The organism is uncultured Fibrobacter sp. (assembly GCF_947166265.1).
GTDB lineage: Bacteria > Fibrobacterota > Fibrobacteria > Fibrobacterales > Fibrobacteraceae > Fibrobacter.
Genome location: NZ_CAMVDO010000008.1, coordinates 108204 through 134268, shown reverse-complemented (window position 1 = coordinate 134268; position 26065 = coordinate 108204). Strand labels below are relative to the sequence as shown.

General features: G+C 51.0%; 18 protein-coding genes. 14 read left to right on the top strand and 4 right to left on the bottom strand.

Annotated features, from left to right (window positions below):
- The first annotated feature begins 7 nt into the window (after window positions 1–7).
- The 5 genes from Q0W37_RS06250 to Q0W37_RS06230 are packed head-to-tail and all read left to right on the top strand — an operon-like array spanning window position 8 to window position 6763.
- On the top strand, window positions 8–919 hold the full coding sequence (locus tag Q0W37_RS06250) for an ABC transporter ATP-binding protein (RefSeq protein WP_297699812.1): 912 nt from the start codon (window positions 8–10) through the stop codon (window positions 917–919).
- Window positions 906–1709: an ABC transporter permease gene (locus Q0W37_RS06245; protein WP_297699810.1), complete on the top strand. Its 804-nt coding sequence runs from the start codon at window positions 906–908 to the stop codon at window positions 1707–1709. The genes Q0W37_RS06250 and Q0W37_RS06245 overlap by 14 nt, the downstream gene beginning before the upstream one ends.
- On the top strand, window positions 1706–3361 hold the full coding sequence (locus tag Q0W37_RS06240; RefSeq protein WP_297699808.1) for an ATPase, T2SS/T4P/T4SS family: 1656 nt from the start codon (window positions 1706–1708) through the stop codon (window positions 3359–3361). Before Q0W37_RS06245 ends, Q0W37_RS06240 begins: the two co-directional genes overlap by 4 nt.
- 11 nt (window positions 3362–3372) lie before the next feature.
- Window positions 3373–4371, top strand: coding sequence for an ATPase, T2SS/T4P/T4SS family (locus tag Q0W37_RS06235; RefSeq protein ID WP_297699807.1), 999 nt, complete (start codon window positions 3373–3375; stop codon window positions 4369–4371).
- Window positions 4343–6763, top strand: coding sequence for a patatin-like phospholipase family protein (locus tag Q0W37_RS06230; protein WP_297699805.1), 2421 nt, complete (start codon window positions 4343–4345; stop codon window positions 6761–6763). Before Q0W37_RS06235 ends, Q0W37_RS06230 begins: the two co-directional genes overlap by 29 nt.
- An 11-nt stretch (window positions 6764–6774) precedes the next feature.
- Here the strand turns inward: Q0W37_RS06230 and Q0W37_RS06225 are convergent, their stop codons facing one another.
- Window positions 6775–8106, bottom strand: a complete 1332-nt coding sequence (locus Q0W37_RS06225) for an MATE family efflux transporter (protein ID WP_297699803.1) — start codon at window positions 8104–8106, stop codon at window positions 6775–6777.
- A gap of 77 nt (window positions 8107–8183) precedes the next feature.
- Entirely contained in the window at window positions 8184–9191 is a 1008-nt protein-coding gene (mltG, locus tag Q0W37_RS06220) for an endolytic transglycosylase MltG (protein ID WP_297699801.1), read from the bottom strand.
- A gap of 96 nt (window positions 9192–9287) precedes the next feature.
- On the opposite strand from mltG, the gene Q0W37_RS06215 reads away from it, so the two are divergent.
- The 9 genes from Q0W37_RS06215 to Q0W37_RS06175 all read left to right on the top strand — a co-directional run bounded on the left by Q0W37_RS06215 (window position 9288) and on the right by Q0W37_RS06175 (window position 23612).
- The gene (locus Q0W37_RS06215; protein ID WP_297699799.1) at window positions 9288–9725 is read left to right on the top strand and encodes a hypothetical protein; all 438 of its coding nucleotides are present in this window, start codon (window positions 9288–9290) and stop codon (window positions 9723–9725) included.
- Between the two features lie 259 nt (window positions 9726–9984).
- Window positions 9985–12480, top strand: coding sequence for a cellulase family glycosylhydrolase (locus tag Q0W37_RS06210; protein WP_297699797.1), 2496 nt, complete (start codon window positions 9985–9987; stop codon window positions 12478–12480).
- A gap of 128 nt (window positions 12481–12608) precedes the next feature.
- Window positions 12609–17093, top strand: coding sequence for a T9SS type A sorting domain-containing protein (locus tag Q0W37_RS06205; protein WP_297699795.1), 4485 nt, complete (start codon window positions 12609–12611; stop codon window positions 17091–17093).
- 160 nt (window positions 17094–17253) lie between these two features.
- On the top strand, window positions 17254–17967 hold the full coding sequence (locus Q0W37_RS06200; protein WP_297699793.1) for an AzlC family ABC transporter permease: 714 nt from the start codon (window positions 17254–17256) through the stop codon (window positions 17965–17967).
- The gene (locus Q0W37_RS06195; protein ID WP_297699791.1) at window positions 17958–18275 is read left to right on the top strand and encodes an AzlD domain-containing protein; all 318 of its coding nucleotides are present in this window, start codon (window positions 17958–17960) and stop codon (window positions 18273–18275) included. The genes Q0W37_RS06200 and Q0W37_RS06195 overlap by 10 nt, the downstream gene beginning before the upstream one ends.
- A gap of 53 nt (window positions 18276–18328) precedes the next feature.
- Window positions 18329–19126 (top strand): hypothetical protein, encoded by a 798-nt coding sequence (locus Q0W37_RS06190; protein ID WP_297699790.1) that lies wholly within the window; start codon window positions 18329–18331, stop codon window positions 19124–19126.
- A 51-nt stretch (window positions 19127–19177) separates the two neighbouring features.
- Complete coding sequence (locus Q0W37_RS06185) at window positions 19178–19663, top strand: hypothetical protein (RefSeq protein ID WP_297699788.1); 486 nt, start codon at window positions 19178–19180, stop codon at window positions 19661–19663.
- Between the two features lie 56 nt (window positions 19664–19719).
- Complete coding sequence (locus Q0W37_RS06180) at window positions 19720–20952, top strand: outer membrane beta-barrel protein (RefSeq protein ID WP_297699786.1); 1233 nt, start codon at window positions 19720–19722, stop codon at window positions 20950–20952.
- Between the two features lie 23 nt (window positions 20953–20975).
- Window positions 20976–23612 carry a cadherin repeat domain-containing protein gene (locus Q0W37_RS06175; RefSeq protein WP_297699784.1) on the top strand — a complete coding sequence of 879 codons (2637 nt, stop codon included), beginning with the start codon at window positions 20976–20978 and terminating at the stop codon, window positions 23610–23612.
- 87 nt (window positions 23613–23699) lie between these two features.
- Here the strand turns inward: Q0W37_RS06175 and Q0W37_RS06170 are convergent, their stop codons facing one another.
- Both Q0W37_RS06170 and Q0W37_RS06165 read right to left on the bottom strand, forming a co-directional pair.
- Window positions 23700–25085, bottom strand: coding sequence for an MATE family efflux transporter (locus Q0W37_RS06170; protein WP_297699782.1), 1386 nt, complete (start codon window positions 25083–25085; stop codon window positions 23700–23702).
- Window positions 25086–25117: 32 nt separating this feature from the next.
- Entirely contained in the window at window positions 25118–25987 is an 870-nt protein-coding gene (locus Q0W37_RS06165) for a GGDEF domain-containing protein (RefSeq protein ID WP_297699780.1), read from the bottom strand.
- Window positions 25988–26065 lie beyond the last annotated feature (78 nt).

Sequence of the window (26065 nt, the reverse complement as noted above, 5' to 3'; positions counted from 1 at the left end):
TTGGTAGATGATTAAGATTGAACATTTGCATAAGACGTACCGCAGCGGTTTCTTGATGAAACCGAAGCTTGCGCTCAAGGATGTGAGTTTTTCCGTGGAACCGGGACAGGTGTATGGCTTTATCGGGCCGAACGGCGCGGGTAAGTCTACGACTATCAAGGTGCTGACGGGTCTTTTGAATTTTGATTCGGGCAAGGTGCTGGTAAACGGGATTTCTCCGCGTAACGTGAAGAGCCGTGAATACATCGGGTATTCTCCGGAACAGCCGTACTTTTACGATTACCTCACGGGCCGCGAACTGCTGAAGTTCTACGGCAAGCTGGTGGGGCTGACGGGTGCCGAGCTCGACAAGCGGATCGACTGGTCGCTGGACCTGCTGCATGCGAATAAGGACTGGATCGATCGCCGTCTGCGTTCGTACTCCAAGGGTATGATGCAGCGCGTGGGCATTGCACAGGCGATTCTCGGCAAGCCGAAGCTGTTGATTCTCGACGAACCCATGAGCGGTCTTGATCCGATGGGCCGTCGCGATGTGCGCGAAGCGATTATGGAACTCAACCGCACGGGTGTGACGATTTTCTATTCGAGCCACTTGCTTAGTGATGTGGAATCGATCAGCCACAAGGTCGCGATGATTGTCGACGGTAAGATCGTCCGCGAAGGTACTGTGGATGAAATTACGGAATCTTGCGGCGTGGAATATCACGTGCGTACCCGCGAAGCGATTCCGCAGATGGAACTGCCCGAAGGCGTTAGCCCCGCAGGGCATCCGCAGGAATGTGTGTGTGCCGACGATGCCGCACGCGATCGTTTGTTGCGCTATTGTTTGGACAAGGGGATTGCCGTGGAACGAATGGACCACAAGCGCCCGAGTCTCGAAGATATTTTGACGGAGGAAATTGCCCGTGCAGACGCTTAAGCATATCGGCATCATTGCCCTCAATACGTTCCGCGAATCCATTCGCGACAAGATTCTTTACAACATCGGTTTCCTCGCGATTGCGATGACGCTTTTTAGCATCGTGCTGGGCGAGTGGTCGGTGTTTGACCGCGCCTACGTGATCAAGTCCACGACGCTTTCGGTGATGAGTCTTTCGGGACTCCTGATTTCGATTTTTGTGGGCATCAGTCTGGTGCAAAAGGAAATCCAGCGCCGCACGGTGCTTACGCTTTTGTCGAAACCCATCAGTCGAGCCTCTTTCATTGTGGGGAAGTACTTTGGCCTTTTGGCCGTGGTGGCGGTTCACCTCATGCTCTTGACGGCAATCTATTATGTGATGCTGTTCCTCACGGGCTCTGCCCCGACGCTTAGCTTGCTCACGGCCATCTACCTGATTTTCTGCGAGATGGCGGTGGTGATTGCGGTGGCGCTTTTGTTCAGCAGCTTCAGTAGCACTGTGCTTAGTGCTCTGTTTACACTGGGCGTTTACTTTGCAGGCCACCTGAGCGATCAGCTCTTGGAACAGGTGCGTTTCGCTACTCGCATGGGCGAACTGAACGGAACGTCCAGTATGGTTTTCCAGAGGGCAGCCGAAGTGATTCATGCGATTTTCCCGGGGCTTTACCGTTACAACGTGACGACTTACGTGGTGCATGGAGTCTCGCTCCCTGACATGTACGTGTTCTGGAACAGCGTTTATGCTTTGGGCTACATTGGCGTGTTTCTTGCGATTGCAAGCTGGTGGTTTAGCCGGAGGGACTTCCTATGAGAAACCAGTACATGGCGAAAGTCCTTGTGCACAACAAGGTGGTGACCGAGGCGCAGGTCAAGGCGCATTGGAACGAGATTACCGACAAGAAAGATATTGGCCAGGTACTCGTGGATGCCGGAATCTTGCCTCCTCCGATGTACATCAAGGTGCTCGCTTTTGTGAAAAACCTGGAAGCGAAAGCCGCCGCCGAAGGCGGCGCAGGGGCTTCTCCGGCGAATGCGTCGGGTGCGGCTTCGGCTCCAGCGGGGGCCGCTTCCGCTAATGCTGCTACTTCGGCAAAACCGGCGGTGTCCCGCTTCGAGGCGCCTCCGGCATCGTCTCCTTCGGTTGCCCCTGCGGCTCCGCAGCCTGCGCAGTCCGAAGGCTTGCAAATTGAAGGCAACAGTAGCTTGTACGGTGAAGTATCCACATCGAATGTGGAAGTTGAGGCCGTGGCGGGGCTTGAATCTACCAGCATCAGCACGGTGCAGGTGCAGGCCGAAGCGGAAGAGGAATCTTCTGAAGAAGAATCCGAAAAATTGCCGAGCCGCTTTGCCATCTTGACGGGTGAAGGTACGCCTGTCGAGGCCCCGGAAAAGATTCGCCCGATGACAAACATTTCGCAGATGATTGCCTTTGCCCGTAAGTTCGGCGCAACGGATATCTATCTGTATGCCGATCGCCCCGTGGTAATGCGCCAGTCGGGGGCTCTGTTTGTGGCTTCTGACGATGCGCTCGACTTGTCGCGTATCAACGAACGCCTGGACGAGGCTTCCAAGGGATTTTCGGACGGCTACAAGATTGTGGTCGGCAAGAATTTTAGCAAGACGATTGGCCTTGCGGGGGTGGGCCGTGCCCGTATGACGGTCACCTGGAACGGAACCAATCCGAGTATCGCCATTCGCGTGATTCCGCAGGAATCGACGACGCTGGAAAACCTTTACTTGCCGCCGTTCTGCAACCAGTTCGCCGAACTCAATAGCGGCTTGGTGCTGGTAGCGGGCCCTGCTGCGAGCGGACGCTCTACAACCATTTCGACGTTTGCCGAGACGATTGCCGCGAACCGCGACGTGTATATCCAGACTATCGAAAAGCCGATTGAACGCGTACTCCAGAATCCGCGTGGCGCCATTGCCCAGCGCGAGGTGGGGCTTCATGTGCGTACCGGTGTCGAAGGTATCGAACTTGCCATGCAGAGTGGTGCTGACGTAATTCTCTTTGACCACCTTGAAACGATGGAAGAACTTTCGATGCTGTTGCGCGCATCCAACGCGGGCGCCCTCGTGTTTGCAACGGCGATTGGCAACAATGTACATGGGCTGCTTTCTCGCCTGATTTCGTCGGTGTCGGTCGAAAACCGTACCGCCTTTGCGAATTCCTTGGCGGAACAGCTCAAGGGCATTATCGTGCAACATCTGATTCCGATTGTGCAGAACCAGGGGCAGGTGCTTGCGGTCGAGGCGACCAAGATGACCTCTACCATGGCGAATATGCTTCGCAAGGGTGAAATTGCGCAGTTGGCGGCTGCTATCAGCAGTCAAGGAAACCAGGGAATATCTTTGGATGATTCCTTGCAGAAATGTGTGGAATCCGGTTATATCGAAGGAGCTGAAGCGTGGATGCGTGCAAACGATAGCCGTCGCTTTGCTTCGTACCGTCCGGCGAACTAGGGGGTGTTTTTATGGCGACAGAAATTGAATCTTTGTTGGAATACACGTTGAACGTGGGTGCCTCTGAACTTTTGATTACCGAAGGGGCCGCTTCTGCGGTACGCCTGGCTGGTAAGGTTTGCGCCATTCCCGATGCTCCGGCGGTTGAACCGGGAACGCTCCGTAACTTTCTGGGCTCAATGGAAGGCGAGTCGGGAACAATGATGGGTGGCCCCTGGTGCGGGTCGCGTTTTCGTGTGCGCTACAATCGTACGGCTCTGGGTAACTCGGCCATTTTTAGGCCGGTACTCGATGAATGCCCGGACTTTTCTGCACTTGGTGCGCCACCGACGCTGTCTAACTTACTCGGAATCCGTTCGGGTCTTGTGGTGTTTGCTGGCCCCGCCTGTAGCGGCAAGACAACGACGGCGACGGCATACGTTTCGGCGCTTTGCCAGTCGGGTATTCTTCGCGTGAGTTTGTTGGACGAAGGTGCTGAACTCCCGGTGAAACGCGGCGAGTCGCTGGTGCTCGAAAATTCGTCGGGAACGATTCCCGAAAAAATGGAGCAGGCGCTCCGCAGTGGAATCGACCTGATCTGGCTCGGTAATTTCGAAGGTCAGTCGCTGATTCCCGTGTTGCGAGCTGCCGAGGCGGGGGCACTTGTCGTGCTTACGGTGACGGCCGGAAATGCGGTGGGCGCCTTGGATGCCCTGCTTTCTTCGGAAACCCTTGAAAACCGTGACATGGCGCGCAATATGCTGGCCTCCGTCCTCAAGGCGGTGGTGGTGCAACGTCTATTGCCCAGTTCTCAGGGCGTGGTGCCCGCTTGGGAAATTCTCTACGGTACGCAGAATGTGGCGTCGCGGATTAGGAACGGGGAACATTTTACGCTTCCCTCCATTATCGCGGCGTCATCGGCCGAAGGGATGATGCTTATGGATGACTGCCTTGCCGGTCTAGTCAATTCGGGCTTTATCACGCAAGAGGACATGGCGCGTTATGCGTCCAATCCGGCTCGTATGGGATAATCTTGTAAAGGCGAAGGGCGCCGCCCTGTTTGGGCTTGCGCTATCTTCTATCGCCTTTGCTGCGGGGGACTCCCTTGCGGCTTCTTCTGCAGTAGAGGATTCTCTGGCTAAAAATGCCGCTTCGGCGGAAAATAGTGTTCCGTCTCTCGATTCGCTTGTTTCGCAGGTAGATTCTGTTGTCGTGGATTCCTTGCGGCCAGATTCTGCGCTTGCCGAGGCGAATTTGAAAGGAATTTCGGCGAATGCCGATTCCTTAAAGGCTCCCCTGAAAACCGTCCTTTATTTGGGCGGCGGTGAGCGTTCACCGTGGTTTCAGCTGGGAGTGCTTTATGCTATCGAGGAATATCGAATTCCGGTAGATTCCATTGTCGCGACTTCTTGGGGCGCCTGGATTGGTTCGTTGTGGGCGCGAGGGGTCCCGCTGGATGACATCCAGAAAATGATGCTGGATTCTGCGGTTGCCCCGTTTATGGGCCACGATCTTTCCTTGTCCGAAAACAACTTGGGGAACGAGGAAGAATCGTTTCAGGATTTCCCGGTTTCGATGTCGGGCATCCCTTCGATGCGTCAGCGCTGGTCTCTGTCTGCCGATTCGTCTTTAGCGTTACACTGGACCAAAAAAACGCTTGCGCCCGATTCGGTGCAGGTGGTGCATGGCATGGCGAAACTCCGGTTGCAGGAAAGTCTTTACCGCCAGCGCTCCAGTTATCGCATTCCCTTTGCGGTACAGTCCTGTGATGCGGGGAATCCGGTCCTTGTCGGTAATTCGATTCCCCAGGTGATGTCTTCGCTTCCGTTGTGGGAAAATGGGCGCAAGTCCCGCCTGCCCGGAGAAGTCTCCGGTGAAATTTGTCCGTATTATGCGATGCCCACGGAAGATAACGCCTCCGAACTTTCAATTATCGTGGTGTCCGATCCGCTAAGGGCCCCTGTGGTCGGTGATGCGCGAAGCCGCCTGTTGAAACTTCATGCCGCCGATATCCTTGCGAGCCAGCCGGGTGTTATTGTGCGTGCTCATACCATTCTCGATACAGCTCGTTTTGCGTGGATCCAGTCTGGGTTCACCTCGTTCGAAAAGCGGCTTTCCGAGTTTGCCGTACTGAAGGGGCGCAAGGGCGACTATTCTGCAAATCGCGAGGGAGCTAAGCCATGGTTCCGCTTTGAACCGAGATATGACAGCCTGTCGTCGGAAATCCAGCAAGCGGTGAGCTCTTACTGGAACGAATCGGATACGGGTATGGTTGCTCCGGAGGATTTTTCCTACAGGCTCTTGCAGAATCCGGCTTACGATTCGCTGGACTTGAGTATGCAGCCGAGCGGAAATCTGCAGGTGGATGCGGCGGTGCATCCGACATTTGATGTGGCCGTGGGCGGATTTGGTTCCAACGCGATAGGTCCCAACGCCTATTTCGAACTGTCTACGCATTATGTGGACCATGTGGAAATCGAGCTGATTCTTTCGGGATTCTGGGGCGAATATTCGTACGGACTGCAACCCCGCCTGAATTTGTCCAAGTTCTGGAATCGGCATTGGAATTTGCAGTTTGGCTACGACTACTTGAAACTCGAACCCTTGAAGTCGTTCAACGGAACGACGGATCGATACCTGCGCGTCGTTTCTGAGGAACGTAGCGATCTTACGATGAATATTTTCTATGAGGTCGATGCGTTCCAGCGAATTTCCGCCGAATTTATTTTTGGCTCCAGAACATTCGAACTGGATCCGCTTTACTACAAGCGTAATACTGTCAAGACTTATCCCGTCTCGCCGATGTTGCATTACCGCTATCTGAATGGTGCCGATGACAACTGGTTTGCAAATAAGGGCTACACCTTGAATATTTGGGGTGGTTTCGAATCGATTGGCTTTGACGACGGCATTATCGATGTGGTTCCCATTTACTGGAAACTTCTGGCAGATGCGCGTTATTCGGTTTCACCGATTCGCTTTACGACTTTTGCCGCCGCTCTTGCTGGTGGAATAGAACGCTATCATGACGAAGGCCATGGCTACGTGTCGCCCAGGTCCTTTAATTATGCTCCTCTGGATATCGCCTACCGTCAGCATGTAGCGGTGACTCCCTGGTCCACGGAATGGTACAATGCTGAACTTTCTTCGCACGAATACGGAATGGCTAGGCTAAGTGCGGGGCTACACAGCGACTATTTTGGACTGTGGCTTTTTGGAGCCTATTATCATGATTTCGAAAAATCCCCGTATGCGGAGCTGAACGAAAACAAGTTTATTTTTGAACCGGCCCTGCGGTTTGCGTACCGCTCGTTTGTTGTCTATGCCGGTATGAACCGCATTGTGGACAAGGATTCGTTTGACGACTTTACTCACGTCAAACAGTACAATTATTTTATCCGAATCGGCAACTACGATTTCTAATCGGTTTGGAATTATACCACGCCGTACTGTTTCCACTTACCGCCACGCCAACGGATGTAGTTGACAATGGAACGGTAGAATTCGTCGGCGGCCATGCCGAGCCAGATACCCACGAGCCCGAGGTGAAGCCCGAAGGCTAGCAGAAGTGCGGTGCCGAGTCCACAGGTCCACATCATGGCAGAGCCCACGATGGCGGGAAACTTGGAATCGCCCGATGCGCGGAGTGCCGAGGTAATCACCATATTTGCGGCCTTGAACGGTTGCAAAATTACGTCGCACCATAGGCAGAGTTTGCCGAGGTAAATGACTTCAGGGTCGTTGGTGTAGAGGGTGAGCAGTTGCCCGCCAAAAATCGCGACGACGATGGCTACGATAAAGCCGCTTGCGCTTCCTGCGATAAGGCTTTGGTGCAGTCTGCGGTTAGCCTTGTCAAAGTCATGGGCGCCAACGAGGTGTGCGACCAAAATCTGGTTTCCGCTACTTAGGCCTACGCTCAAAATGACGGCGAGCATCGCAAAATTTGCGCTGAAAATGCGGGCGGTCATGGCGATAATGCCTAAATGCACCACGATGGCGGTGAGCACTACCTGGAATATCTGGAAACTCACCGGTTCTACCGCAGCGGGGAATCCGATGCGAATCCAGTCCGGTAAAATGACGCGGGAACGTTTGAAGTCGGTTCGGCGAATCTTATGGTGCACCTTGACTCGCAAAATGATATAGAGAATGCTTGCGGCAATGAGCCACGAAAGCATGGTGGCAAGCGCCACGCCCTTCACCCCCATCTGAGGAAATCCGAAGTAGCCGTTTAGAAAAACGACGTTCATGGCGGCATTCGAAATAATCGTGATGATGTTTCCGAGCAGGTTCCACACGGTAAGGCCGTGAGTTGCGATGAGCGAAGTCAGAGTAGATTGCAGCGCGCGGAATGCAAAGCCGAACGAGACGATATGCAGAAAGTCGCGGGCGTGGTGGGCGGCATCGCCTGTAAGCCCCATCCAGCTTACAATCTGGCTGTTCAAGGGAATCACCACCAGCGTAATCGCGATGCCGAGCAGAAGGCTCCCGAGCAGCACCATCGTTTGCGTGGTACCCGCTTGCCTGGGGCGTTCTGCGCCGATAAACTGCGAGGCGATGCTCGCCCCCGCCTGGGCGAAGGCGTTGATGGCCATGAAAAGTGCACCGAGAACGGGCATCAATGCCCCCACGCCCGCCGCCGCCGATTCCGATGTCCGCGACAAAAACCAGCTGTCCATCATCGGCTGGCACGTGGCAATCCCGAAGGTGATGAATAGCGGCCACGAGAGGCTTAAAAGGGAACGGTCCTTGACTTGCACCTGCATACGCTGCCAATTTTAGAAATGCCCCTAGCAAAAAGCTAGAGGCAAAAAGAATACTTTTTGTATACGGCTGTGTGCAGCTATTCTCCGCGGTTCTTCGCGGCGACGTCCTTGTACTTGTTGTGGTCGGAGAGGTTCTTGCTAAAGAAATGCGTCATGCTCCCGTCGTCTTTTGCAACAAAGTAAAGCGCCTCGGTCTTCGCGGGGAATAGCGCCGCCTCGATTGCCTTGCGGCCAGGATTCGAAATCGGCCCCGGCATCAGCCCCTTGAACTTGCGGGTGTTGTAGGGGCTGTCGCTGTTGAGCTGGCTCTTGTAGATGGGCCCGGTTAGGTTCCTAAAGATGAACCGCACCGTGGGGTCTGCCCCGAGCGGCATTCCGATGCGGAGTCTGTTGTGGAACACTCCTGCGATCAGCGGACGTTCTTCGGGGATTCCCGTCTCTTCTTCGACAACACTTGCAAGGGTCAGCACCTTGTGCCAGCTGCCGAGCGTATTCCACATGGAGCCGGACTTCTTCTGCATTTCGTCGCGGACCTTCAGATTCGCGGCCACCATCTGCTTCAATATGGTTTCTTCGTCGGCGTCAATCGGGAAGGGGTAGGTGTCGGGGAGCAGGTAGCCTTCCAGCGAATTGGCTTCGATTCCAAGCGAACGGGCGAACTTCGGGTCTTGGACGAGCTTGTTCCAGCGGTCCTCGCTCAGTTCCGGGTAGGCCTTCTTTATATAGGCGGGCATTTCCCACGAGGCTCGGCCTTCGGGAATGGTGACTCGGCGAACGGCAACCTTGCCCGACTCGATAATCGAGAGTACCTGCGGGAGGGTAAGTCCTGCGGGAATTTCGAACCAGCCGGCCTTGAGGTTCGGGTTGAGTCGTTTCATCGTCAACCGGAAGGCGAGGTCGTCGGTCCAGATTCCGTTCTGTCTTAGAATCTGGAAAACTTTGGCGGGGGAACTGCCTTTGGGGATTTCCAGAAGCACGGTTTGGCTGTTTTCAGCCCGAGATTCCATCCTGGATTTGAGGTTGAAGGCCAAAAAGGTGCCCAAAAGTGCCAAAATGACGGCCAAAATAAGTAAAATCTTCTTCATATCGCAAAAATTTAAAAGAAAATCTGACGAAAGTCAAAAATAAAAGGTATATTCCTACTTGCATTGTTAAGTTTTAACCTGTTTCTGAGGAAAGATATGAAAAAGGTGCTCTTTATTGCTCTCGCTCTGTTGGTTGGCGTCTCCTTCGGTGCCGGCAAAAAAGTGAAATCCAAACTGGGTGACGTGGACCTGACCAAGGAAAAAGATGGTGGTTCCGTCGTCTGTACCGCAGGCTTCAATGATGAACTGACTATCCTGAAGGACGGCGACACCGAAGTGCTCGTGAAGGGTCCTTGCGGACAGGGCTGGGTTCAGAAGTCCAAGGTGGAATACGTTGCACAGGCCGCTGGTGACAAGTCCATGAAACTCGACCAGGTGGACGTGGTCGGCTGGCTCGATAACCCGAGTGCCGTGTTCGTGTTGGAAAACGACGACATCGACCTCGACGGTGTGAACATCGACCGTGACTTCAAGGAATACTTGCAGCACACGATGGACCGCGAACAGATGGAAATGCACAACAACGAAAACTAGTTCGTTTCGTTCATTCGCGTCTTTTGTTGCCCGGCTTTAGTCCGGGCTTCTTTTTTTTGAGGGATAGTCATCCTCGACCCTGGAGTGCGTAGCGCGATAGGGGAGGGAATCCAGGATGATTTATCATTTTTAATTTTTTGTTTACTTCCCCGTGTACACTCGTATACACTTATGTTTTTTTGTGTGCGTTTTAACACGTGGAAAATTGCACCCTTTTAACTAAATTTGCCTTTTGGAGATTGGTGTAAAAAGAGGATGTATGAAAATTTCGAATAGCATCAAAGTCGCTGGCCTGGGCGTTCTCGCCGCAGGTCTTGTTTCACTTTCTTTTGGCCGCGTGGGTCCGGTGAGCCAGTACGGTCAGCTGCAGGCTGGTAAGAATGCAGACGGCAAGGGACGCATTTATGGTTCCTGTCCTACTTACAGCACTTCTGGCAACGAAGTCCAGGTGAAGGGAATGAGTCTCTACTGGAGCTCGGGTGAAGCAGCTTCTACGGATTTCTTTACGGAATCTGCCATCAATACGATGGTGAGCGAAATGAAAATCGAAATCATTCGTTTCCCGATGGGCATTAGCGAGGATTGGGACCGAAGCAGAGGTTACCTTAGCGGTGGTGCCGAAAATCAGAAAAAGATGTTGAAAACCGTGGTGGAAGCGGCAATCGCAAATGACATCTACGTGATTATTGACTGGCATTCCCATCAGGCTGAAAACCAGACGAGCCAGGCTAAAGAATTCTTTAGTTGGGCCGCCCAGACCTATGGTGACAAGAATAACGTAATTTTCGAAATCTATAACGAACCTAAGGGTGGCTGGGGTGAAGATGCGGCTCGCAGTTATTGGCCGACAATCAAGACCTATGCAGAAACGGTGATCGCCGCTATTCGTCAGTATTCCGATAATCTGGTGCTTGTAGGTACGCCTTACTTTGACCAGTATCCGAATGTTGTTACGCCGGAAACAGCGATTAATGACGACAATGTTGCCTATACCTTCCATTACTATGCGGCATCGCATTCCACAGATACGGAAGGGCGAAATGCTCTTGCTGCGATGAACAATGGATATTCCGTATTTGTTTCCGAATGGGGTACTGGCACAGCTGATGGTGGTGGCTACGTTCCTGAAGATGCGAATAACACGTGGCAGGCTTGGATGGATAAGTATAAGCTTTCCTGGGCGAACTGGTCTGCATCGAAGATTGGAGAAACAACGGCTGCATTTACAAGTGCAAGCACATCGAGTACCTTTGGCTATACCGATTCGGGACGTTTAGTGAAAGGCTACCTGGCCGGCGCCTCTACCTATACGGCATGCTCCAATGTTCCCGCCTCTAGTTCCAGTACCGAGGAATCTAGCAGCTCCAATGCCGATGGTACCACCGACTTTATTGATGATTTCGAAGACGGCGATTCTCTTGCCTATACTGGTGGCGTTTGGTATGCCTACAACGATGCTAACGATGATGGTAAATCGACGATTTCAAACAAGACTTTTGTGGTTGATGGTGAAAAGGGCTATGACGTTGTCATTGATGCCGATAATGGATCTTCCTATATGGCCGCTATGACAGGTATTGTTCTTGATAAGGGAGAAAATAAATACGCTCCGTACGTAGCACTTGGCGTTAAGCTGAACGCCGATGAAAGTGATTACGATTTGAGTGCTTGCAAGACGATATCTTATAGGTACAAGGGTGCAACGCATAATTTCAAGGTGGAACTTTCCACGATTGAAAACTACAACTATCATCTGATTGAAAAGTCGTACTCTAGTGAATGGAAAAAGGTGACTTTGGAATTCGATGACCTTGCCCAATCCGATTGGGGCGATAAGAAGACTCATGTGAACCTTTCCGACTACAAGAAGAATATCAACAAGTTTACTTGGGAAGTCAAGGGCGATGAAAAGGGCTTGACTCAGCCGAAGTACGATTACCTCTATATCGACGATGTTCGTTGCAACGGACTTTCGATTGAACCCGTGAAGCCTGCTTCTTCAAGCAGTTCTGCAAGGAGCAGTAGCTCGGTCGCATCTTCTAGTTCCGAAAAGTCTTCCTCCAGCATTGCGTCGAGCAGCTCCATTGCCTCTTCCAGCTCTTCTGTAGCATCTAGCAGTTCCGCAAAGAGCAGCAGCTCGGTTGAATCCTCCAGTTCTGCAAAGTCTTCGAACAGCCAGGACGGCTCCGTAGTTGTGAGCGGTTCTTTGGAACAGACCGTTGTTCCGGGCGGTAGCTTTGAATCGGTGACCTTCAAGAACGTGCAGACGTTTAATCGTGAATCCTATAATTGCTATTTCTTGTCTTTCAATCAGACTGGCAGTGAAATTGTGGTTCCGTCTACTACTATTCCGACCCACTTCGAGGTTGGCTCTGTGCTGACCGAAACCTTGACCATCAACGGTCAAAAGTACGAAATCAAGCTTAACGTGACGGCTGCGGGAAGCAGTTCCTCGACAACCGAAAATTCCTCCAGCAGCGAGGCTGAGGTTAACTCCAGCAGTTCCGAAGAACATACGACCTTTGTGCAGGCTTATGCGGTAAATCCGCTCAAGGTTTCCATTGCAGGCCGTATGCTGCAAATTACGGGTGCTGATGTGGTTCAGGTCGAAGTATTCGATATGCAGGGCAGCCCGGTGGCAAGCTTTAGGCAGGTTGCCGGTTCCGTAAGCCTGGAAAAGCTCCGTCAAGGAAACTACATCGTACGTGTGCGTTCGGGTTCCATGAACCTTACCCGTCGCGTGTCGATTAAGTAAGTCGAAATATTGATGAAAGAAAAGTCAGGCGTAAATTGCCTGGCTTTTTTTGTTTTTAGGAACGGGTAGCGCCAAAAAATTTTAATTTATGGTTTGGTATCCTGGATATGGAGTCCTTGGAGGTGAATATGAGAAAAATTCTGAGTATTGCTCTTGCTCTTTTCTTGACGTCGGTGGCTTTTGCCGCCTTTGACGAAAGTCATTTCAATTTCGGGCAGCAGTGGAAATCGGGACTTGACGTTTCCAATAAGAAACTTTCACATTTGGCCATCTGGGTTGGCGACAATGAAAAATACAACGAGTATTGGGAAGGCGCCATGGTCAAGGCCTGTAAGGAGCATGACCTTACACCGGTGTTCTATGCATACGTGATTGCGGAATTCGACAAGGACCAGAAAGTAAATGGAATCAATCTGTCTGATTGCGATGTGGGCAGTCCGAATCATTGTACGCATGGTGCGCAGATGATTCGCGATCACTGGGACGAAATCATTGCACGATATAACTCGTATGCACAGGGGGTGGCGAAAGATTTTGAAAAAGATGGAACTGTAGGGACGACCATTTGGCTGATTGAACCCGATTTTTTCCAGTATTCCGTTTCGGGCGATGAACGAGATGAACGCTTTAAGCAAGAAAACGGCGGCATTCCAGATGAGTCTCTAGCCGGATCTTATTTCAACGATATTGTGAAGACCATTAAGTCCGCCCTGCCGAATGCAAAGATCGCGGTGGATATTTCTCCGTGGTTGAATGAAAATCTCAAGACTTGGTACAGCCATTTTGATAAGAGCAAGATTGACTACCTGTTTACTTCGGGAGGTCGCACCCAGGGAGACTCGATCCGAATCCGTAACGACAACAACAATGAAGTGACCTGGGCCGCTGCAAGCGCTGCGATGGGTGGAAAGAAAATTATCGCCGATGACGGTTATGGCGTTGGCGGAGCAGGCAATGACGACTACAAGGAATGGATGGAAGATGGAGTTTTGCCGTCTCGCATTCAAGATGGCGTCATCGGGCTTACCATTCAAGATCCGGATAATTCCTACTATACCTTTGTAAGTACGCATGAAATAAAGATCGCCGCTTCTTCGAATACCGATTCGAAATCCATTGTTTTTGAACTCACGAGCGGCAATGTCCCGCAGACGGCGACAGCGGGTGAATCGATTGAGCCGATTGTCTACCGTTTCGATAATATAACGCGTACTCACATATCGAAGTTGGCTCGAGGATTGGAGCATTCGTTGGATTCGAAGGCGATGACTTATACAATTAGCGGAACCCTCGATGAAGGGCTGAAAGATGGAACGTACACTTACAGCATTACCGTGACAGGTGAAGAATCCGATTCGGTGGTGACGGGATCTATTATCGTGAAACATAAGCCCATGGAAACTTCTGTGGTGGTAGAAAGTAACGCCACGCAGACCGTGAAGGCGGGCGATTCTATCAAGCCGGTGGTGTTTAAGTATGCGAACATAGATTCCGTAGCGGTTTCGGGTGAGGTTCCGGTCGGGTCGATTAAGTTGCTGAAAGATGAAAATTCGCAGACGTTCACGCTCGCTGGTGCCGTAGACGAAAACGTTGACGATGGCGACTACTCTGTTACGGTAAAGGTTTTTGGTACAGACAACGATTCCTCTGCGACGGCGACGATTAAAGTAAAGCATAAGCCTTTACCGATGATTTTTGAACTTGTTGAAGGGGCTGATGAACAGACGGTGACAGCAGGAAATTCCATTGAACCGATTGTGTACTATTTCAGGCGCGTCGGGGGAATGAGCATGGAGCGCTCGAGCTTGCCGCTAGGCTTAGAATTTTCTGAAGACGATGACTCAAATATCCTTAAGATTATTGGTACGGTTGATGAATCTCTGAAGGACAGCACATACACTTATAGTATTACAGTAACGGGACCCGATACCAGTGCGGTGGTGACAGGAACCATTACCGTAAAGCATAAACATGTGGAAACATCCGTGAAACTGCTTGACAATGCCTCGCAGACTGTGAAGGCGGGCGATTCCATCAAGCCGATCGTGTTCAAGTATGCATACATGGATTCCGTGGCAGTTTCGGGACTCCCGGTCGGGTCGATTAAGTTGCTGACGGATAAGGAAGCACAGACGCTTACTCTTGCCGGTGCCGTAGATGAAACCCTCCGTGATGGCGAATACACGGTTGCGGTGAAGGTCTTCGGTGTGGACAACGACTCCGTTGCAACGGCGAAGATTACTGTAAAGCATAAGATTGTGGAAACTTCCGTGGTGGTGGTTCGTAATGACTCCCAGGTGGTGACTGCAGGGGATTCCATCAAGCCAATCTTGTTCAAGTATGCAAACATTGATTCCATTGCGGTTATGGGCGTTCCGAAGGGGACGATACGATGGATTCGAGATATAGGTGCCCAGACGTTTACGCTTGCCGGTGCCGTAGATGAATCCCTTGCCGACGGTGAATATACGGTTACGGTGGAGGTCTTCGGTGCAGATAACGATTCTGCTGCAACGGCGAAGATTGTCGTGAATCATTTGCCCGTGGAAACATCCGTGGAAGTGGTAAGTAATGACTCCCAGGTGGTGACGGCGGGTGATTCCATCAAGCCGATTGTGTTCAAGTATGCGAACATGGATTCCGTGGCGGTCTTGGGGCTCCCGGTAGGGGCAATTGATTTGCTGAAGGATAAAGATGCCCAGACGCTTACTCTTGCCGGTGCTGTAGACGAAACCCTCCGTGACGGCGAATACACGGTTACGGTGAAGGTCTTCGGCAAGGATAACGATTCCGCTGTGACGGCGAAGATTGTGGTGAATCATAAGCGCCTGCCGACGGTTTTTGAACTTACAAGCAACAATGCGGTACAATTGGTGACGGTGGGCGACTGCATCGATCCGATTGTATACCGTTACGAAAACATAACCAGCACCAGTGCGACTCTTGTGAAGGGCGTGAATTCGTCTCGCGATGCTGAGGCGAAGACTTATACGTTGTCGGGCTGCATTCCTGAGGGATCTGAGGTGAAGGATTATGAGCTTTCCGTGACGGTGGAAGGCCCCGATACGAGTTTCGTTGTGACTTCGGTCATCAAGGTGAAGCGCAAGGCGAGACCGCTCGTGTTTGAATTGGTGAGCGGCAATAACGAACAGGTGGTAATGGCTGGAGATTCGATCGAGCCGATTGTATACCATTACGAGAATATGGGAGCCTTTGTTATAGCGCATAATGGTTTTCCCCTAGGTTTTTCCGAAGAAGACAAAGACGCAAAGACCATTACGATCCGTTTCGCTGTTCCCGATACCGTGGGCGATTATGTGTACGAGTACTCGGCGAAGGCAAACGGTATTGATTCGGACATCAAGTTTGAGGAAATCAAGCTGTTCGGTAAGATTACGGTGATGCATAAGTCTGCGGAAACGTCCGTGGTGGTGGTTCGTAATGACTCCCAGGTGGTGACTGCAGGGGATTCCATCAAGCCTATCGTGTTCAAGTATGCGAATATGGATTCCGTGGCAGTTTCGGGACTCCCGGTCGGGTCGATTAATATGCTGAAGGATAAAAAGGCAGAGACGATGACGTTTGCCGGTGCCGTGAGCGAAACCCTCAGCGATGGCGAATACACGGTTACGGTGAAGGTTTTCGGCAAGGATAACGATTCCGTTGCAACGGCGAAAATCGTAGTGAAGCACAAGCCTATGCCGACCGTCTTTGAACTTGTGGAAGGCGATTCCGTGCAAACCGTGGTTGCGGGCGATTCGATTGAGCCGATTGTCTATAGGTTTGATTATGTGAAGAAAGTCGAGGCGAACGATCTTCCTTCCGGTCTTACGGGTGTGCTGGATAACGAAGCGAAACTTTTCAAGATTTTTGGAAAGGTGAATGTGAACGCTCCGGCGCAGGAATATGTCTTTACCATCGATGTGGATGGTATTGATGAAGATATTACTGCTAGTGGCCGGATTACGGTGGTTGAATCCTCCAGCAGCGAGGTCAGTTCCTCGTCGAGTGAAGAAACGTCTTCTAGCAGCGAAGAATCCTCTTCGAGCGAAGAAAACTCTAGCTCAAGTGAAGAAGAATCCTCCAGTAGTGTTGAATCGTCGAGTTCTGAAATCTCTAGTAGCTCCGAGGCATCCTCCAGTAGCGAGAAATCGTCTAGCTCCGAAGCTTCTAGCAGTTCTGAAAAATCCAGTAGCAGCTCCCATAAGGTTTCTTCTAGTAGCGAAAAGTCTTCTTCGAGTTCTGCGAAATCCAGCTCCAGTTCTGCAAAGTCTTCTAGCAGCGTGGCAAGTTCCTCGTCGAAGGATGAAACATCTTCTAGCAGCGAAGAGATGTCCTCTAGCAGTGAGGAATCCTCTTCCAGTAGCGAAGAATGGACAACGGCTGTCGACGCCCGTATGAATCCGGTGACGCTTACGGTTTCTGGTCGTATGTTGCAGATTGAAGGTGTAGACAATGTGCAGGTTGATGTGTTCGATATGCAGGGCCGTCCGGTGGCAAGTTTCAAACAGGTCAAGGGGACGGTTCTTCTGGAAAGTCTCCGCCAGGGAAATTACATCGTGCGCGTTCGTTCGCATTCTGTGAATGTAACACGTCGAATTTCAATCCGGTAGTAACGCTTCTACGCGAGAGCGTTAGCAGAAATTACAAGGTACAGTCTTGCCCTAGGGATGTCTAGGGCATTTTAAGTAATGCGTGTAATATCGAATTCAGTTTTGCATAAATTTGCATATTTGCATAAAATTTGTCTGAGAAATTTCTATATTTGGGCGCATGAAGTTTTCAAATGGTGTAAAAGACGGCCTTCCGATCGGTCTTGGCTACTTTGCAGTTTCGTTTTCGTTCGGAGTTGCGGGTTCCAAGCTGCTTTCGTGGCCGTTGGTGACGTTCATTTCGATGACGAACTTGACTTCGGCAGGGCAGTTTGCGGGTCTTCAGATTATGTCCGAGGCTGCGGGCACCTTTATCGAAATGGCGCTCGCCACGTTCTTTATCAACCTGCGTTATAGCCTGATGGCAATTTCTTTGTCGCAAAAGGTTGCCCCTTCGTTTGGAACGTTTAAGCGCATGCTTTTGGCAACGGGAATCACCGATGAAATTTATGCGCTAGCCGTAAGCCAGAGCGAACCTGTAACGGCACGTTATTTTGCAGGGCTTATGGTTCTTCCTTATATCGGCTGGTCTTCGGGGACTATGCTTGGGGCCATCTGCGGCGAGATTTTGCCTACGGTTATTACGAATGCGCTGGGAGTCGCCCTTTATGGCATGTTTGTGGCGATTGTTGTTCCGCAGATGAAAGTGCATGTGCCCACGTTGGTGGCGGTTCTGATTGCCATTGCATGTAGCCTTGCGTTCAAGTATGTTCCTGCGTTGAGTGGTGTAACGGTCGGCTTTGCGATCATCATTTGTGCGTTGGTGGCATCGCTTGTGGCCGCAGCGCTCTTTCCGGTTAAGGATGATCAGACTCAGGAGGATGCATGCACCTGAGAGATTATTTCTTGTTTCTCCTGGTAATGGCGGGTATGACGTATCTGCTGCGTGCCGTCCCGTTCGTCTTGCTCAAGGGTAAGATCAAGAGCCGTTTTTGGCGCTCTTTTTTGGCATACGTCCCTTACACCGTCCTTGCCGCGATGACGGTCCCTGCGATTTTCTATGCGACCGACAGTAAGTTTTCGGGAGCGTGTGCCCTGTTGACAGCTGTCGTTGCGTCGGTATTCGGTCTTGGATTGGTGGGGGTTGCCGTGGTTGCCTGCCTGACGGTCCTAGGTATCGACGGCCTGATGATGTTGTTGTAGGATTGTCATCCCCGCGAAGGCGGGGATCTCCATCTTATTTCTAAATTGTAGTCATGACTCCTGATATATGGAAAAAAATCCAGGACATCTGCGATAGGTTGTCTAAAGTCACCTACGAGAACCTGACGAAGATTATCCGTCTCGAATCGACGGGGAGTTCCTCGGCTGCGCAAAAGCTTGACGACAGTTTTCAGAACGATGTCGATGCCTGGATGGGCGGTGGCACGTGCTTTAGCATGACTTGGCATCTTTATCAGGTGTTCAAGGATATGGGGCTTTCCCCGCGCCTGGTGATGGGCCATAAGCGTAAAGAAAGGAATATCCACTGCGCCCTTATACTCCCCGATCCGGATGCGTTGTCGCTGTCATCGCTAGCATTAGCCCCACAGTCTACAGAATACCTCTTCGATCCCGGCTATCTGATTTTTGATCCGCTGCCGATCCCGCTCCCGCCCCCGCAGGGGGCGGGCACAGCCTTCTTTCCGCTGGTCCCGAATACGGTAAGACTGGACCGCCCGAACGCAGAAAGTATGGCCTTATGGACGGGCGGTGCGGGATCCCCGATGAAACTCCGCTTTGAATACCCTGTCGAAGGCGTATCCGTCGAAGAATTCAAGCAGCATTGGAACGAAAGCTTCTACCGCGAAATGATGACGTACCCGGTGCTCAACCGCCTCGATCGTGAACGGGGCGTGCAGTACTACTATCAAAAGGGAAATTTGGTGACCCGCGATGCGAACGGCTCCCGTATGGAAAAAATAGAGGATTCCGTCAGGGTCGAGACCCTAAGCCGGATTTTCGACCTAAAACCCGAATTAATTGAACGCGCCCTTCGCATTTTGAACAAATAAATATTATATTAAGGAAAAAGGTTTTCTACAACCTATAAAAGAGGTGAAAATATGAAAAAGCTGGCCCTTGCTATTCTGTCCGTCGTCTCGCTCGCCCTTATGGCCTGCGGTCCGTCTAAACTCGAAATCCAGGAAGCGTCTTCCCAGAGCGATGTCCTCGTCGAAGTGCGTCAGGTGCTCAATGACTCTATCAGCCTGTTTGTCGGAAACACGTTCTACCTGAATTCCAAGCAGATTATTGCCGACGATCTGTATCCGCTCCTGGTAAGCACCCGTGACCCGGCGGAACTTGAAAAGCCGACGGCGACCGACATCCTCAACAATGACGAAGATTTGCTCAATTACCTGCGCCGCAAGTCCCCCGACCTGATAAACGTGGGTATCGTGATTGGCGAAACCGCCTACAACGAAATCGGCTTTGAAGAGCGTGATGCCATCGAAAAACTCACCAAGATTTTCAAGAAGGTGCAGGGCGGCTCGCTGGTCCTCTTCCACGAAAAGGCAGGCGAACTCACCGACATGAAGAAACTTTACTAGCGTTGATTTCTCCCTGCTTCGCGCAGGGAATTTTTTTGTACGAAAGGTCCCCTTAGATGAAAAAGCTCTCGCTGATAGTCTTAATCCTCGTTTTTTGTTTCCCGGCTTTATTGTTTGCGACCCATGTTGCGGTCCTCGAAACCATATCTGCCAAAGATGCCCTTTCGTTAGAGGAAAAACAGTACCTTACGGATGTTCTTCGTTCCGAGGCGGTAAAGGCGCTGCCTGCCTCCAAGGGCTTTGTCATCATGACTCGCGAAAACATCCAGATGATGCTTCCGCCCGGCAAGGCGATAGAGGATTGCGAAGGGAGCTGCCTTGTCGAAACGGGCAAGAATATTTCGGCGGACTACGTGGCGCAGGGGCGTATCGGACGTTTCGGTTCGAACCTTACGATTACGGTAGAACTTTACGAAACGGCAGGAAATAAACTCATCGGTAGTTTTGCCGCCAAGAGTCCCGATGTGGAACAGCTGGAAGTCGAAATCAGGGGCAAGGCGCAAGCACTGTTTTTGATGGTGTCCGAAAAGCAACTGGAAAATGAACTTTCCAAGGAAGCGATGTTTCCGGCTGCGCCTCAGGTGGAACCCGAAGCTGAGTCGAAAGCTGAGGTTCCCGTAGAACCCGAAGAAAAAGCTAAATGGATTTGGGGTGGGGCCATTATCGGGGCGTTTTACAGTGATTTTTACGATTCCCAGTTTGGACTTGCGAATATACAATTCAATAAAAATTACTCTGTGAAGGCGACCGGAGGCGATGATCTTAGCGGTAGCTATTGGGGCGTTGGTTTTGACCTCGGTGTCGGTGGTCTGTTCCTTTTCAATCCGTATTTCGGGGTTCGTGCCGATGTGGGAGCGTCCTTTGTATCGGGTTCCGGAAAGTCTGACGTGACCGTGAAACTGAGCGATGAAAATAAGATGTCCAAAAGTACGGATATGGAAATTGAATATTCCGTGCAGCAGTTCAATGTCGATATTCCCGTGGCACTTCGTCTAATGATGCCGTCCCTGGTTTATGTAGAAGCGGGCCCGATGGTATCTTTTAATTTGTATTCGAAACACAAGTCGACGATTACGGACGAATTTGGAACCGAAGACTACGAGGCGGACGGCGGCTTGAAGGCATTTGAATTTGATGTCGTTGCTGGCATAGGTGTAATGCGTCGGATTGGATCGTCATTCCTGGATTTCAATTTGCGTTTTGTATTGGGGCTTACCCCCTTGTGCGATACGCCTGATTCTCCAAAGACATGGCAAGGTCGCTTTAACATAGCGTATTGGTTTATTTAGGGAAAGGGGACTCTGCGATGTTTGTGAAATACTTTTATGGACTGATTCTTGCAATGGCGGGGCTTGCTTCGGCGGCATCCGTGGCTCCGTTCGAATTTGAGGGTGTTCCTGCCGACAGTCAGCAAATCTATTGGGATAAGCTGATATCCTTCAAGATTTGGGGAACGGAAGGGATAACGCTTAGACGCTCGGTCATTTCGGATTCCTTAGGGGCGGTTGGTACGGCTTCCGGGGATTTGGCATTTCTGAACGACGGAAATAAATTAGCGGGACCGATCTATGTTGGCGGAAATGTTGTTTTAAGTAACGGCGTGGATTATTTTACAGGACCTGTGCGCACGACCGGCAACTTTTTAGCGGGGCCGAATGGGAATGAGTTTTACGGGACCTACTGTGTCGGGGGAAGTGTGAACGAATATGCTTCCAGCGATATTTCGGCCTCTGGCGGTAGTCTGTATACAGGAACTGCGGCAACAAAGGGTGCTTGCAGTTACGACAAGGTGCCTGCGGTTCTGACGAATCTAAAAGTTCCCGATTATCCCACTGCCTTAACTTCGAATACCATCGTTCTAGAAAATATCGATGTAAGTGCTACCACGTACACAATAGATGTTCCTCCAGAAGAGGCCGTCGTTGACTTCTCCGTAGAAAACATCGTGCTGGGTGGTGGAGCGAAATTAAATGTTCGGATGCAGTCGCCCTGGACGCTTGTCCGAATTTTTGCCAAAAGTATTGATGTAAGTAGTGATGCTGTTGTTCAGGTGGTTTATGTAGACGAAAAGGCCGTTTATTCGAAGTCCAAATGGACAAATATTACGACAGAAACTCCCGTTTCAAATGAAGATTATGCCGGCAATCTTTTGTTCTATTCTAAGCAAGATATGACGTGGCCGAGTATGAATGTAAAATCCTATTTTCAGGGAACTTTCATGACACATGGAACAATGACGCTAGGCTCAAATCTTGTCTTGGCGGGTCAGCTTATTGCAAGTGAGGTGATGGTTGGTAGTGAATTTAATGGAGAAAGTGTCCGCTATGCTCCGTTTGATCCACCAACGATTTCGTTGGATCCTATTCTTTACATGTCTAGTGTCGATATTGCAGAAAATAATTCGAATGTTGAAATTCCGCTAAAGCTTAATAAGGAGGCTATGACGGATGTCACGTTTAAGTATTGCTATGATGTCAAGGATTCCGCGTCTACGCCTGCTGGGGTTGCGTCCATTCAGGATTTTAATAGAGGCTCTTCTTATCCGAGTTTCCCGATTTGTGATGCAGCGTATGAATCGGTGAAAATTAAGGCTGGAGCTTTGAAGCCGACAAGCAAAATTTATCTAAATGCGATGATCGATGCTTTGAATGAAGGCTCGGAAACATTGACGCTACGGGTATATGATTTAGAGGGTGCTGTACTTTCGAATGGAAATAGAGAAGGCTCTTTTACTTTGGTAGTTGATGATGCCCCTCTTCCGGCGGGACCTGTGATATCTTGTCTTGCAAGTGACGAAAATTGTGAGGGAACGATTAGTGTTGCGGAAAACTCTCCTACAGGAACTATTGCCCATAAATTTGCCGTGAGTAGCGACAAGAATGTAAATGCACTTCTGGTTACTTTGGCGGATGCGAATGGAAAAGGGGCTGATAAACTTTTTGCAGCATCTTTGAGTTTGGGTGAAAATGTGGGAATTGTAATTACAGTTAAAGATGGCTTTAACCTAGACTATGAAAAACTGAATTCCAGTTACTCGGTGAAAATAACCGTCACTGACGAAGATGGATTGTCGGATTCCATTGTTCGCACCATAAAGATTCTTGATGTAAATGAACCTCCGGTAATTTTTGATGCAACCTTTGAGGTCGCTGAAAATTCTCCAGTGGGAACTGTCGTGGGAACCGTTCAGGCATCTGACCCCGATGTAAAAAATGCTCAGTTCCGTAAACTTACTTTTTCTATTGTTGAAGACGTGCCGTTTAAAATCGATGGTGATGTTATTGTTGTGAAGGACCCAATGAAGCTGGATTATGAAACGAATCCTTCGTTTATATTTACGGTGAATGTCAATGATGGCGGAATCGATGTTCTTTCGTCAGTAACGGTGAACGTTTTAGATGTAAACGAAGAATTGAGTTCCAGTTCTGCCAAGTCGTCGAGTTCCCGTGCAAAATCGAGCAGCTCGGAGGCATCCTCTTCAAGCTCGGCACGGTCTTCGTCGAGTGTGTTGTCTAGCAGTTCTGCAAAGTCCAGCAGCTCAAAGGGAGCCGAGATTATTGAAGATTCGAGTAGCTCCGCGAAGTCGAGCAGTAGCCAGAAAGTTTCTCCTAAATCTTCAAGCTCTCGTGCAAAATCGAGTAGTTCGGAGCTTTCCTCTTCGAGCTCTAGCGTAAAAGTGAGCTCCAGCTCGGCGCAATCTTCGTCGAGTTCACAGCCCCTTGATGAATTCCCTGGATTCCGTCTGAAGATGACTGGGCCTTTCCAATTTACGATTGTTCTGGCCGAGTCGGTCGCGAAGGTGCAAAAAAACTACGCCGTGATGGATTTACAGGGTCGCGTTCTTTACCGCGGTGTTGCCTATTCTGGAGAAACGGAAGTTCCTGCGTTAAGCGCGGGTTCCTATGTGGTCCGTGTCGGGGTAGCAATGCGCCGCGTGAACATCCGCTAACGTCATTCCAGACGCCCAATTTGTCATCCCGGACTTGGTTCGGGATCTCTTCAATTCCCATTGTCATCCCCGCGCAGGCGGGGATCTCTACTTGAGTTTCTTCATTTCATGCGCGAGCATGGCAAGGCCGATAATCGCAGCCCCAGTGTCTGCAATCGGCTGCGCCATGAACACTCCCTTCAGTTCAAAGAAGTGTGGCAGAATCAGCAAGAACGGAATCAGCAGAATCACTTGACGGCAGGCGTTCAGGAACATGGCTCTGAACGCCTTTCCGGTCCCCTGGAAAAAGTTCCCCGCTCCCATGCCAAAAGGAATCATGAAGAATGCGGCAGAGAATATGCGCATTCCCCAGGCGGCAAGCTTGATAAGTTCCGGGTCGTTCGGTGCAAAGGGTGCCACGAGGGCTTCGGCTTGCCACATGAGGATTCCCCAGGTGACGAGCATGAACCCGCCCGCATAAATAAAGATGAACTTGAGGGTTTCCTTGACGCGTTTGTTGAGGCGGGCGCCATAATTGTAGCCGATAATCGGTTGCGTCCCGTGGACGAATCCTAGGAGCGGAAGGAGGATGATGCAGACGATACTATTGATAATGCCAAATGCAGAAATCGCCATGTCGCCGCCCGAAAGGACTCCGGAAGTCTGTACGCTGATGTTTCCGTAGGTGGTAAGGCTCCAGGCCAGGATGGCGTTCATGAGGCTGTTGCAAATCTGCATCACGGAAGGCGGCAACCCAAGAATAAGAATCTTGCGCACATAGGCTGCACGGAGTTTCATGTGGCGCCAGCGAATGTGGATAGGCGCTGTTTTCTTGACGAAAAACTGCGTGATGAGTGCCGAGGCGACAAGCTGCGAGGCGATGGTCGCCCAGGCGGCGCCTTCGATACCCCAGTGGAATTTCATGATAAAGAGGTAGTCGAGGATAATGTTCGTGACGGCGCCCGCGATTTCACGGAACATGGCCGTTTTGGGGTGTCCCATCGAACGGATAAAGTGGTTCATGCCGGGGGCGATTGTCTGGAACACGGCGCCACACAGCAAAATGCGCATGTAGCTGCTGGCAACCGGCAAAGTCTGCTCGCTTGCACCGAACAATTTCAGGAGCGGCACCATGAAAATTTCGCCGAGCGTGAATGTCCCAAGCGCCATTAGGATAAGCAACGAGAAAGAGTTGTTCAGGATAATGCTTGCCTGGATGTACTTCTTTTGACCGAGGCGAATTGCGAAAAGCGTATTGCCGCCCACGCCCACCATCATGGACATCGCCATTATAAATAGGCAAATCGGAAAGCACAGCGTAATGCCGGCAATGCCGAGACTACCGACGCCTTGGCCTACAAAAAAACGGTCCACCACGTTGTAGAGGGCGTTCACCAGCATGCTGATGATGGCCGGGACCGAGAACTGCAACACCAGTTTCGGGATGCTTGCAGAACCAAAGGAGTTAAGGCGATCGGAATTCAAACTAGACATTTCGACGCCAAATTTAGAAATTTTTTTACAATTTAAAAGGCCACCTGATTTCTGCCGCTTTCCTTGGCGATGTACAGCAGACGGTCACATTCGGCGATCATTTCCTCGATTTTCCCGATGTTTTCGCCTTGGCGGCTCGCAAGCCCCAGTGAAATTGTCACGGGGATGATCGTGTCCTTCCACGAAAAACGGTGACGTTCCACGGCGCTGCGCAGGCGTTCGGCGCTCTTTTTGGCGTCTTCTGGGCCGATTCCGCTTAAAAGTAGCACGAATTCCTCGCCTCCGTAACGGGCGAGTAGGTCGGATTCGCGCTTTTCTTCCTTGAGGATTCTTGCGATTTCCTTGAGAACCATGTCACCGCACTGGTGGCCCCAGGTGTCGTTCACGCGCTTAAAGTGGTCTGCGTCGACCATGATGGTATGGACGTAGTAGTTGTTACGGCGCCCGAGCGCAAGTTCGCCGAGGCTCCTGTCCATAAAGGTGCGACGGTTGCTGATACGGGTGAGCGGGTCCATGGTGGCCGCTTCGTAGAGCTCGCGGTCGAAAGCTTCTTCGGAGGCGTCCTTGAAATCCACTTTCAGGACCATCTTGCCGATTTGCAGGCGGTTGTGGTCTTCGAGCTTGCTTTCGGCGACAGGGGAGCCGTCCACGAAGGTGCCGTTGGTGCTGCCCAGGTCCTTGACCGTCACGTCGATTCCGTCGAAAGTGAGAGCGCAATGCCTGCGGCTTACCAGTTCGTCGTCCATGCGGATGTCCGCGTCCTGCCCACGGCCCAAGATAACCGTTCCCTTTGTAAGCGGTATCTGCTTGAACTGGTTTTGCGGGTAAAGCACAATCAGGTGCGGTCGTAGCTGGGCTATCGGTAGTTTGATGGTGTTTCCGCTGGCAATTGTTCGGTCCATATCCTGCATAAGACACTCCGTGTTGCCTTGAAATGTAGTAAAATAGTAGGACGTGACACGAACGTGTCATCCTGAGCG

What these genes read in the sequence shown, in the direction of transcription:
- Q0W37_RS06250 (WP_297699812.1), top strand. Translation starts at nt 8, where the DNA reads ATGATTAAGATTGAACATTTGCATAAGACGTACCGCAGCGGTTTCTTG.
- Q0W37_RS06240 (WP_297699808.1), top strand. Translation starts at nt 1,706, where the DNA reads ATGAGAAACCAGTACATGGCGAAAGTCCTTGTGCACAACAAGGTGGTG.
- Q0W37_RS06235 (WP_297699807.1), top strand. Translation starts at nt 3,373, where the DNA reads ATGGCGACAGAAATTGAATCTTTGTTGGAATACACGTTGAACGTGGGT.
- Q0W37_RS06230 (WP_297699805.1), top strand. Translation starts at nt 4,343, where the DNA reads ATGCGTCCAATCCGGCTCGTATGGGATAATCTTGTAAAGGCGAAGGGC.
- Q0W37_RS06225 (WP_297699803.1), bottom strand. Translation starts at nt 8,106, where the DNA reads ATGCAGGTGCAAGTCAAGGACCGTTCCCTTTTAAGCCTCTCGTGGCCG.
- mltG (WP_297699801.1), bottom strand. Translation starts at nt 9,191, where the DNA reads ATGAAGAAGATTTTACTTATTTTGGCCGTCATTTTGGCACTTTTGGGC.
- Q0W37_RS06215 (WP_297699799.1), top strand. Translation starts at nt 9,288, where the DNA reads ATGAAAAAGGTGCTCTTTATTGCTCTCGCTCTGTTGGTTGGCGTCTCC.
- Q0W37_RS06210 (WP_297699797.1), top strand. Translation starts at nt 9,985, where the DNA reads ATGAAAATTTCGAATAGCATCAAAGTCGCTGGCCTGGGCGTTCTCGCC.
- Q0W37_RS06205 (WP_297699795.1), top strand. Translation starts at nt 12,609, where the DNA reads ATGAGAAAAATTCTGAGTATTGCTCTTGCTCTTTTCTTGACGTCGGTG.
- Q0W37_RS06200 (WP_297699793.1), top strand. Translation starts at nt 17,254, where the DNA reads ATGAAGTTTTCAAATGGTGTAAAAGACGGCCTTCCGATCGGTCTTGGC.
- Q0W37_RS06195 (WP_297699791.1), top strand. Translation starts at nt 17,958, where the DNA reads ATGCACCTGAGAGATTATTTCTTGTTTCTCCTGGTAATGGCGGGTATG.
- Q0W37_RS06190 (WP_297699790.1), top strand. Translation starts at nt 18,329, where the DNA reads ATGACTCCTGATATATGGAAAAAAATCCAGGACATCTGCGATAGGTTG.
- Q0W37_RS06185 (WP_297699788.1), top strand. Translation starts at nt 19,178, where the DNA reads ATGAAAAAGCTGGCCCTTGCTATTCTGTCCGTCGTCTCGCTCGCCCTT.
- Q0W37_RS06180 (WP_297699786.1), top strand. Translation starts at nt 19,720, where the DNA reads ATGAAAAAGCTCTCGCTGATAGTCTTAATCCTCGTTTTTTGTTTCCCG.
- Q0W37_RS06170 (WP_297699782.1), bottom strand. Translation starts at nt 25,085, where the DNA reads ATGTCTAGTTTGAATTCCGATCGCCTTAACTCCTTTGGTTCTGCAAGC.
- Q0W37_RS06165 (WP_297699780.1), bottom strand. Translation starts at nt 25,987, where the DNA reads ATGGACCGAACAATTGCCAGCGGAAACACCATCAAACTACCGATAGCC.